Here is a 9,144-nt window from a genome sequence, read left to right on the forward strand (position 1 = left end):
CCGACGCGGGCGTCCCGCAGGTGCGCGGAGCTCGGACGGGGGCGCCGCACCGGTCGTGCGGCGGCGCGGCTACTCAGCGGGCACCGGCGCGGGCGCGACGGTAGAGGACGCCGCCGCCGATCAGCAGCGCGAGGCCTGCCGCGCCGAGCATCTCGGTGCCGCCGGCGCCGGTCGAGGCCAGCTGGCCGCCGTCGGTGGAGCCGACCGGGGCCGCGGACGGGCTGCCGGTGCGCGCGGAGGCGGGCACCGGCTGTCGGCTCGGGCTCGCGACGCCCGGGCCGGCGTTCGGGCTGCTGCTCGCGGACGGGGCGGACGGCGTCGGGCTGCCGTTCCGCGGCACCCCGGGGGTGGTCTCGCCGGCACTCGGGGTCGGGGTGGGCGGCGGGGGCGGCTGGCTGGTGACCGGCGGCGGCGGGTTGTGCGGGTTGTGGCCCTCCGGGCAGTCCTCCTCCGGGACGGCGGGCGGGGTGTGCACCGGGGCGGGCGCGTTGGCGCAGTCGTTGCCGAAGGCGGGGTTGGCGGCGCCCACCACGTCGACCGAGTTGCCGCAGGCGTTCACCGGGATGTGCACAGGGGCCTGGACGCTGTTGCCCGAGACCACGCCGGGCGACCCGGCCGCGACTCCGGAGGCTCCGGCCCCCGACGCCGCGGCGCCCGAGGCCGCGGTGCCCGAGGCCGCGGTGCCCGAACCGGCGTGCCCGCCGGCGCCCGAGCGTCCGGAGGCGTTGGCGCAGTTGTTGCCGTACGCCGGGTTCAGCACGCCGATCACGTCGACCGTGTTGCCACAGGCGTTGATCGGCACGTGGACCGGCACCTGCACCGAGTTGCCGGAGGCCACGCCCGGTGACCCCACCGCGTCCCCCTCCGCCCCGGCGCTCGCATAGGCGTAGCCGGCGGTCGAAGCCAGCACACTGCCGGTGGCCACGGCCGTGAGGAGCCCCTTCTTGGCTGCATTCCTCATATTTTCCCCTGACGTATCGAGACGACGTGATGACCTACCGAAAGTCGGAATTTCCGAATGAGCGGAGAGGTCTTCGGCTGCATGGGAGAGAACGAAGAAGTCCGCGCGGAGGTTGACCCGAACCAGCCCTATTCATCCGTTCGAGGGATGTCATGAGGGAGGTACGGGGCGGGCACGCGCAGACAAGCGCCCCCGGCGCGGCGCAGCCGCCACCGGGGGCCCGACTCAACGACTGGTGTGGGCTCAGGCGTTGACGCAGTGGTTGCCGAACGCGGGGTTCAGCACGCCGATCACGCTGATGGTGTTGCCGCACAGGTTGACCGGGATGTGCACCGGGATCTGGATCTGGTTGCCCGACACGACGCCGGGGGAACCGGCGGCCACGCCCTGGGCACCGGCCCCGCCGTGCGCGGAGGCGACACCGGCGGCGGCGATCAGCAGGCCACCGGTGGCAGCGGTAACGGCGGCAATCTTCTTGACCTTCATCATTCCTCCTGTAAAAACACCCGGACATCGGTTCCGGGCCGTCACAGAAGTGAACGACGGTGCGGCCGAACGGGGTACGGAACAGGCGTCCCATTCACTCGCAGTGGTGATACGACGAACAGGTAATCGACTTACGGCGGCCGACGCGACCCTCCGTACGGCACAGGCCCGCCCACCCCTGCCACGACAAACGGCCCGCCCCCGGGGATCCGAGGGCGGGCCGGTCGCCCGACCGGAGCCGCCCGCCGGGGCGACCGGCGGTCCGACGGCTCCGCGAACCGCCTCAGCAGGCGTCGATGAACCGGTCCAGCACCCGCACGCCGAACTTCAGCCCGTCCACCGGCACCCGCTCGTCCACGCCGTGGAACATGCCGGCGAAGTCCAGCTCCGGCGGCAGCTGCAGCGGGGCGAACCCGAAGCAACGGATCCCGAGGTCCTGGAACGACTTGGCGTCCGTGCCGCCGGAGAGGCAGTACGGCACGGCCCGGGCGATCGGGTCCTCGGCGCGCAGCGCGGTCTGCATCGCCTCGACCAGGGCGCCGTCGAAGCTGGTCTCGATCGCCTTGTCGGAGTGCAGGCTCTCGCGCTTCACGCGCGGACCCAGCACGCTGTCCAGCTCGGCCAGGAACTCCTCCTCGTAGCCGGGCAGGAACCGCCCGTCCACGTGCGCGGTGGCCTGCCCGGGGATCACGTTCACCTTGTAGCCGGCGCCGAGCATGGTGGGCTGGGCGGTGTTGCGCAGCGTGGTGCCGATCATCTTGGCGATGCCGCCGAGCACCCGGAGCGTCTCGTCCATGTTCTCCGGATCGAGCTCGACGCCGAGCGCGTCCGACAGCTCGTCCAGGAAGGCCCGGACGGTCTTGGTGATCCGCAGCGGGAACTGGTGGCGCCCCAGCCGGGCCACCGCCTCGCACAGCTCGGTGATCGCGTTGTCGTCGTTCTCCATCGACCCGTGCCCGGCCCGGCCGTCGACCGTGAGCCGCATCCAGTGCATGCCCTTCTCGGCCGTCTCCACCAGGTAGAGCCGGGCCTTGTCGTTGACCGTGAAGGAGAAGCCGCCGACCTCACCGATCGCCTCGGTCACGCCCTCGAACAGCGCCGGGTGCTTGTCGACCAGGTACCGGGCGCCGTACGTGCCGCCCGCCTCCTCGTCGGCGAGGAAGGCCAGCACCAGGTCACGCGGGGGCTTGCGGCCGGTGCGCAGCCGGTCCCGGACGACCGCCAGGGTCATCGCGTCCATGTCCTTCATGTCCACCGCGCCGCGGCCCCAGACGCAGCCGTCCGCGATCTCCCCGGCGAACGGGTCGTACGTCCAGTCCGCGGCGTTGGCCGGCACCACGTCCGTGTGCCCGTGGATCAGCAGACCGGGCCGCGACCGGTCCTCGCCCTCGATCCGGACGACGGTGGACGCCCGGCCCTTCGCCGACTCGAAGATCTGCGGTTCGAGACCGAACTCGGCGAGCTGCTCGGCCACGTACTCGGCGGCCTTGCGCTCCCCCGGACCGGAACCGTCGCCGTAGTTGCTGGTGTCGATCCGGATCAGATCACGGCAGATGTCGGCAACCTCGGACTCGCCCGTCACCTTCGCCGCCGACCGCCCCGCCGACTCGCTCCGCTCGCTCACGGTCACTCCTCGTCTCTGGCCCGCACCGGCGCCCCAGCGCGCCATTCCCCGGGACCTGCACCCGGGCCGTACGAGCACGTCCGCCCATCCTCTCCCAGCCCCCGACCCGGATCCACCCCCACGAAACACGCCGACACGCCCCCGCAACCCCCACTCCCCCACCCGGAGCCGTTTTGGGACCGCAAGCCGATCACTGCTACAGTTACATCTGTCAGCGCGGCCGACGAACAGAAGGAAGCCGCAAAGACAACACCCCGTCCGGGTGGCGGAATGGCAGACGCGCTAGCTTGAGGTGCTAGTGCCCTTTATCGGGCGTGGGGGTTCAAGTCCCCCCTCGGACACCATGTGCGGGTCAGGAGAAATCCTGGCCCGCATTTTGCGTTGTGCACTGTGGGGACCCGCCGGCGGCTGCGCAGCGGCGGGCCCTGCGCAGAGTGACGGGCGTTCCCCGCTCGCGGGCCGCACCGACGGGCGCCGGCGGAGTCGTCCCACACGTCACCGGGCCCGGCCCGGACTTCCCTCCACATACGCGCAGCTCAGCGGCCCTGCGCGTGCGACGGGGGCTGCGGGGGCTCGGATAGCCTGGCGGGATGAGTGAGAATCTGCCGCCCTGCCCCAAGTGCTCCGGTGAGTACACCTACGCGATGGACGCCCTGATCGTCTGCCCGGAGTGCGGGCACGAGTGGGCGGCGGCAGCCGAGGGAGGCGCCGGCGAGGCGGGGGCCTCCGGGGACCGGGCCGTGCGGGACGCGGTCGGGAACGTGTTGAACGACGGGGACACCGTGACCGTGGTCAAGGCTCTCAAGGTGAAGGGGAGCGCCTCGGGGATCAAGGCGGGCACGAAGGTACGGAACATCCGGCTGGTCGACGGAGTGGACGGGCATGACATCGACTGCCGGATCGAGGGGTTCGGCGCCATGCAGCTGAAGTCGAGCGTGGTGAAGAAGGCCTGACCTCGGCAGGGCCGGTCGTGGGGCGTCGTGCGCGGGCGGTGCCCGGGGTCAGCGGGCGGTCCAGACCGGGCAGGCGGCCTGGTGGCGGTGGGTGCGGACGACGGTGCCGCCGAGGGACCGGTGCTCGGTGGTCGCGATGGCGCAGCACGGCCGTGCGGACGCTGCCGGTACTGCCGGTGCGTGAGCGGAGGTGTGCCTGCGGGTGGGCGAGGGCGCGGCGGCGTGCACGGATGCGCGCGGGGCCGGGGCGCCGGGCTTGGGACCCGTCGAGGTGCACGCGGAGGCGGGCGGCTGCTTCCGGCAGGCCACCGGTGCGGCGGCGGCCTCGGTGGTCGTACCGATGGTGCCGGAGCGGGGGGCACCCTTCCGCGGGGTGGTGGCGCGGTGGGCGGTGGGCCGACGGCCGCGTCGGCGGCGGGGGGAGGACGTGGTCATGGTGGCGAGGTTGCCCCGGCCGGAGCCGCCCAATCCGGCACCCACTCGAACGAGTGTGGGGCGGAGTTTCATTGACGCCGACTCGGACGGGCGGAGAACTGCCTCCTCGTGAGGGACGTGCACTTCTCCGGGCCTGCCGACGCCGGGCGGCCGGGCGGCAGGCTCAGGCCGCCGGCGCGGGGGTGCGGGCCGGGGTGCGGCGGTCGGTCAGGTTGCGGACCAGTTCGCCGGTGATGAAGGCCGTCACCGAGGCGACGATCAGCAGCGGCATCTCGTCCGTCGCGTTCGATCCCAGCAGCGCCGCCGCCAGCACGGTGCTGGTGAGGGGCAACCGGGTCACCGCCGCGCCGGCGGCGGCCAGCCCGGCCGCCATGCCCGGAGCGACGCCGAAACCGGGCAGCGGACCGCACGCCACCCCGATGGTGGCGCCGATCAGGATCGCCGGGAAGATCGGGCCGCCGCGCAGGCTGCCCAGCGCGATGCCCCAACCGACCGTCTTGCAGAGCGCGAGCGCCAGCAGCGCGCCCTCCGACCAGGCCCCCGGGTTCGCGGCGAGGGCGCCGAGGGTCGCCTGTCCGGAGAGCGCGTCCTCCTCCGGTGAACGGCCGGTCATCAGCGCGTACGCGGCGATGACGACGCCGACCGCGACCGCGCAGAGCACCGTCCGGATCGCCGTCTGCCGGACCGTCGGCACGGAAGCGGGGCCGCCGGGGCCGTTCGGGTCACCGACGGTGAAGACCTTGACCCGGCGGCCGAGCATCTGGCCGGCCACGCAGACCACGGCGACGAGGACCGCGACCGGCACGCCCCAGAGGAAGTCGCCCGGGTCGGGCGTGCCGCTGGACGGCACCGAGGGCAGCGAGAGCGCGCCGATCGACAGCCCGGTCCAGTGGCCGAAGCCGGTGAACACCAGCGCGCCGATCCCGCTGGCCAGCAGGCAGGGCAGGATCAGCGCCACCAGCTGCGGACCCCCCAGCCCGGCCGCCTCGATCATCATCACGGCGGCGACCAGCGGACTGCCGAAGATGGTGGAGATCGCCGCCGTCGAACCGGCCGCGCCGAGCACGGGCGCCAGTCGGGGCTGGGCCGCGCGGCGCGCGGAGCTCACGGCGAGCAGGGCCAGTCCGCTGCCCATCGCCATCAGCGGCGCCTCCGGGCCGAGCAGCGCGCCGAGCGGCAGGCAGACGAGCGCCGCCAGGATGACGCCGGGCACGGCCTTCGGCAGGGTCGGGGCCCCGCCGAGCCCGTCCACCGGGACGTGCCCGCCGCGGCCGGGCATCCGGGTCACGATCGGGGCCACCAGCAGCCCGGCGATCAGCAGCAGGGGCAGCGGCCACCACCAGGGCGCGCGGTCGTGGCCGAGCGCCTCGGGCAGGCTCTCCCAGATCCAGTGCTGGAGTTCGTGCTCCAGGCTGACGAACCCGAAGGCCGCCAGCGACACCGGGACGCCGACCAGCGCCGCGATCAGAAGGAGGCCCAGGTATCCCCTGGTCAGCAGCAGACCGCGCAGGGTGGGGTCACCGCTCTGCTGGGGCATGCCGGCTCCTTCGCGCTCCCCGGCCGGTCCACCCCCGGCCGCGTCCTGCGACCGAGTCTCGCCCGCGACCCGGTGCCCTGCACGGCAGGCGGCGTCCGGAACGCGGCGTGCCCCGCCGGGTTGCGCCGGACGGGTGAGCGGGGAACGGGGCCGGGCGGGGAACGGGGCCGGGCAGGCGGGCAGGCGGGCGGGCGGGCAGGCGGGCAGGCGGCCAGGCGGCCAGGCTGGCGCGAAGGGTACGGGCGAGCGGGTGGGTGCCGGGGTGGACGGGGTCGGTCCTGCCGGACCGTCAGTCCTGCCGGACCCGGTGGGACTCCCCCAGCGCGCTCTCGATCCCCTGGACCATCCGCCAGAGCGGCATGCGACGGCTGGCGACCAGCACCACGACGTCGTCGTCAGGCCCGGCCTCGTCCCGGCCGTCCGGACCGCGGCCCGGGCCGACCTCCGGGTCCACTCTCGACCCCGCGCCCGCGCCGTCGGCCGGGGCCGGGGCCGCGCCACCGGGCCGGTCGCTCCAGGTCCCGGTGACGAAGGCCATCGCCCGGTCCACCTCGGCCACCCAGTCGCTCTCGCCGCCCGAACGCAGCCAGGTGCGCAGCGCGTGGTTGTGCGCGGCGACCACGGCGGCGGCGATCACGTCGGCCCGCAGGGCCCCGTCCGGCCGGTCGGCGAAGCGGCCGCGCAGGTAGTGCGCGAGCGTGTGCTCGTAGCGCCAGACCACGGAGAGCTCGTAGGCCCGCAGGCCGGGCACCTTGCGGGTGAGCCGGTAGCGCTGGACGGAGAAGGACGGCTGTTCGGCGTACATCCGCAGGACCAGCCGGGCGGCGTCGCTGGCGCGCCGGACGGGGTCCTCCTCGCCGGTGCCGGACTCCAGGAACTCCGTCATCTCGGCGAGGCTGCGCTCGTGGTCGGGGAAGACCACGTCCTCCTTGGCCGGGAAGTAGCGGAAGAACGAGCGCCGGCCGACCCCGGCGAGCGAGACGATGTCGTCGATCGTGGTCTGTTCGAATCCGCGCTCCAGGAAGAGCTCGAAGGCGGCGGCGACCAGCGCCTCGCGCATCGCGGGCTTGGGGGGCCCGTCGTTCATGGGCTGGTCCTGCGCTTCCTTCTCGCTCATTCCCGGAACATAGCATCGGCTTCGAACACCAGGACCAGCGCGCGTACGCCGCGTACAGCTCGTGCGACGTACGGCGCGCCGGTCCGGACGCCCGAAGGGTGACGACGGGTTACGGCAGGTTCCGGGCCATGACGATGCGCTGGATCTGGTTGGTGCCCTCGTAGATCTGGGTGATCTTCGCGTCCCGCATCATCCGCTCCAACGGGTAGTCACGCGTGTACCCGTACCCGCCGAGCAGCTGCACCGCGTCCGTCGTGATCTCCATCGCGGCGTCCGACGCGAAGCACTTCGCCGCCGCCCCGAAGAACGTCAGGTCGCCGTCCCCGCGCTGCGACTTCGCCGCCGCCGCGTACGTCAGCTGCCGCGCCGCCTCCAGCTTCATCGCCATGTCCGCCAGCATGAACTGCACGCCCTGGAAGTCACCGATCGGCTTCCCGAACTGCTTGCGCTCGCGCACGTACCCCTTCGCGTAGTCCAGCGCCCCCTGCGCGATCCCCAGCGCCTGCGCCGCGATCGTCACCCGGGTGTGGTCCAGCGTCCGCATCGCCGTCGCGAAGCCCGTGCCCTCCGCACCGATCATCCGGTCGGCCGGGATCCGCACGTTGTCGAAGTACACCTCGCGCGTGGGCGACCCCTTGATGCCCAGCTTCCGCTCCGGCGCACCGAACGACACGCCCGCGTCGCCCTTCTCCACCACGAACGCCGAGATGCCCTTCGACCGCGCCTCGGGGTCGGTCACGGCCATCACCGTGTAGAACTCGGACACCCCCGCGTTGGTGATCCAGCGCTTCACGCCGTTCAGCACCCAGAAGTCCCCGTCCCGCACCGCCCGGGTCTTCATCCCCGCCGCGTCCGAACCCGCCTCCGGCTCCGACAGGCAGTACGAGAACATCCCCTCGCCGCGGGCCAGCGCCCCCAGGTACTTCGCCTTCAGCTCCGGCGACCCCGACAGCTGCACCGGCAGCGACCCCAGCTTGTTCACCGCCGGGATCAGCGACGACGAGGCGCACACCCGTGCCACCTCCTCGATCACGATCACCGTCGCCAGCGCGTCCGCCCCGGCACCGCCGAACTCCTCCGGCACGTGCACCGCGTGCAGGTCGTTGCTCTGCAGCGCGTCCAGCGCCTCCTGCGGGAACCGCCCCTGCTCGTCCACCTCCGCCGCGAACGGAGCGATCTTCGCCTCGGCCAGCGATCGCACCGCCTCACGAAGCATTCCGTGCTCCTCGGAGATCCGGAAGAGATCGAAGTCCTGGCTCATGAGCGGCCACTCCTGTTTCACGACGTTCACGACGGTACTCAGTACCCTTCATTATGCACGTGCGGAGCAGAAAGGGAACTCAGTGCCTTCACAGAGCGGCACTGAGTTCCCTATCCTTTTCGGGGCGGAAGCCACCGAACCGTAAGCCGTCCGAGCGCAGGGAGATGACAACGTGGTCCACTCAGCCATCGACGCCGACATCGACATCGCCAACGCCCCGCTGTTGTTCCAGCGCTGCGCCTGGTGCAGCAACCCGACCTTCCAACGGCTGCTCTGCCCCACCTGCGGCTCCACCGACCTGCGCCTGGAGCGCAGCGAGGGCACCGGGGTCGTGCGGCGCTGCGCCGTCGAACAGGCCCGCACCCCGCTGGCCCGGCAGAAGTCGCTGATCCGGATGGCCGAGGGGTTCGACGTCTGGTGCATCGTCAACGGTCTGCGCTCCACCGTGCCGGTGGGCACGAGGGTCCGGCTGAGTGCGGCGGAGGGCTCGGAGCACCCGGCCCTGACGGTGCTGTCGCACGAGGAGCCCGAACGGCTCCCGTCGCTGGACCCGCGCCCGCTGCCACCGGTCCAGGGCGGGTTCACCCAGCACCTGGCGATGTTCGCGGAGTAGCGCAGGGGCCCCTCGTCCGGTGCGAAGAAGCCCGGGCACGGGCCCGGCCGCGGGCGGCCTCGCAGGCCCCGGCCGCACCGAGTGCCGGAGGGCGTGGCACCGAGTACCCCGGGGTACTCGGTGCCACGCCCTCCGGCACTCGGTGCGGCCGGGGCCT

9 protein-coding genes and 1 tRNA gene are annotated in these 9,144 nt (G+C 72.9%); 3 read left to right on the forward strand and 7 right to left on the reverse strand.

Translation table 11 applies throughout. The features are described 5' to 3' along the window. Window positions 1-73 precede the first annotated feature (73 nt). The 3 genes from ABZY91_RS40335 to ABZY91_RS40345 all read right to left on the reverse strand — a co-directional run bounded on the left by ABZY91_RS40335 (window position 74) and on the right by ABZY91_RS40345 (window position 3,071). Window positions 74-961 carry a chaplin family protein gene (locus ABZY91_RS40335; RefSeq protein WP_355409034.1) on the reverse strand — a complete coding sequence of 296 codons (888 nt, stop codon included), beginning with the start codon at window positions 959-961 and terminating at the stop codon, window positions 74-76. A 243-nt stretch (window positions 962-1,204) separates the two neighbouring features. Further along, a complete protein-coding gene (locus ABZY91_RS40340) occupies window positions 1,205-1,450 on the reverse strand; it encodes a chaplin (RefSeq protein ID WP_329877767.1) in 246 nt (81 codons plus the stop codon). Window positions 1,451-1,730: 280 nt separating this feature from the next. Continuing rightward, complete coding sequence (locus tag ABZY91_RS40345) at window positions 1,731-3,071, reverse strand: M20/M25/M40 family metallo-hydrolase (protein ID WP_329877769.1); 1,341 nt, start codon at window positions 3,069-3,071, stop codon at window positions 1,731-1,733. A gap of 256 nt (window positions 3,072-3,327) precedes the next feature. Here ABZY91_RS40345 and ABZY91_RS40350 point away from each other — a divergent pair. Together ABZY91_RS40350 and ABZY91_RS40355 are read left to right on the forward strand one after the other, a co-directional pair. Further along, window positions 3,328-3,415, forward strand: a tRNA-Leu gene (locus tag ABZY91_RS40350). A gap of 246 nt (window positions 3,416-3,661) precedes the next feature. Further along, entirely contained in the window at window positions 3,662-4,024 is a 363-nt protein-coding gene (locus tag ABZY91_RS40355; protein ID WP_355409037.1) for a zinc ribbon domain-containing protein YjdM, read from the forward strand. A 48-nt stretch (window positions 4,025-4,072) separates the two neighbouring features. Here ABZY91_RS40355 and ABZY91_RS40360 read toward each other — a convergent pair whose 3' ends face one another. The 4 genes from ABZY91_RS40360 to ABZY91_RS40375 form a co-directional block, all read right to left on the reverse strand. Then, window positions 4,073-4,459: a hypothetical protein gene (locus tag ABZY91_RS40360; RefSeq protein ID WP_355409039.1), complete on the reverse strand. Its 387-nt coding sequence runs from the start codon at window positions 4,457-4,459 to the stop codon at window positions 4,073-4,075. 163 nt (window positions 4,460-4,622) lie between these two features. Continuing rightward, complete coding sequence (locus ABZY91_RS40365) at window positions 4,623-5,996, reverse strand: chloride channel protein (RefSeq protein ID WP_355409041.1); 1,374 nt, start codon at window positions 5,994-5,996, stop codon at window positions 4,623-4,625. A gap of 289 nt (window positions 5,997-6,285) precedes the next feature. Further along, window positions 6,286-7,056, reverse strand: a complete 771-nt coding sequence (locus tag ABZY91_RS40370) for a TetR family transcriptional regulator (RefSeq protein WP_355409045.1) — start codon at window positions 7,054-7,056, stop codon at window positions 6,286-6,288. A gap of 166 nt (window positions 7,057-7,222) precedes the next feature. Beyond that, on the reverse strand, window positions 7,223-8,374 hold the full coding sequence (locus tag ABZY91_RS40375; RefSeq protein WP_329877786.1) for an acyl-CoA dehydrogenase family protein: 1,152 nt from the start codon (window positions 8,372-8,374) through the stop codon (window positions 7,223-7,225). 172 nt (window positions 8,375-8,546) lie between these two features. Here ABZY91_RS40375 and ABZY91_RS40380 point away from each other — a divergent pair, with 172 nt between their 5' ends. Further along, window positions 8,547-8,987, forward strand: coding sequence for a hypothetical protein (locus tag ABZY91_RS40380; protein WP_355409043.1), 441 nt, complete (start codon window positions 8,547-8,549; stop codon window positions 8,985-8,987). Window positions 8,988-9,144 lie beyond the last annotated feature (157 nt).

The sequence above is a fragment of the Kitasatospora sp. NPDC002965 genome (assembly GCF_040611255.1).
GTDB lineage: Bacteria > Actinomycetota > Actinomycetes > Streptomycetales > Streptomycetaceae > Kitasatospora.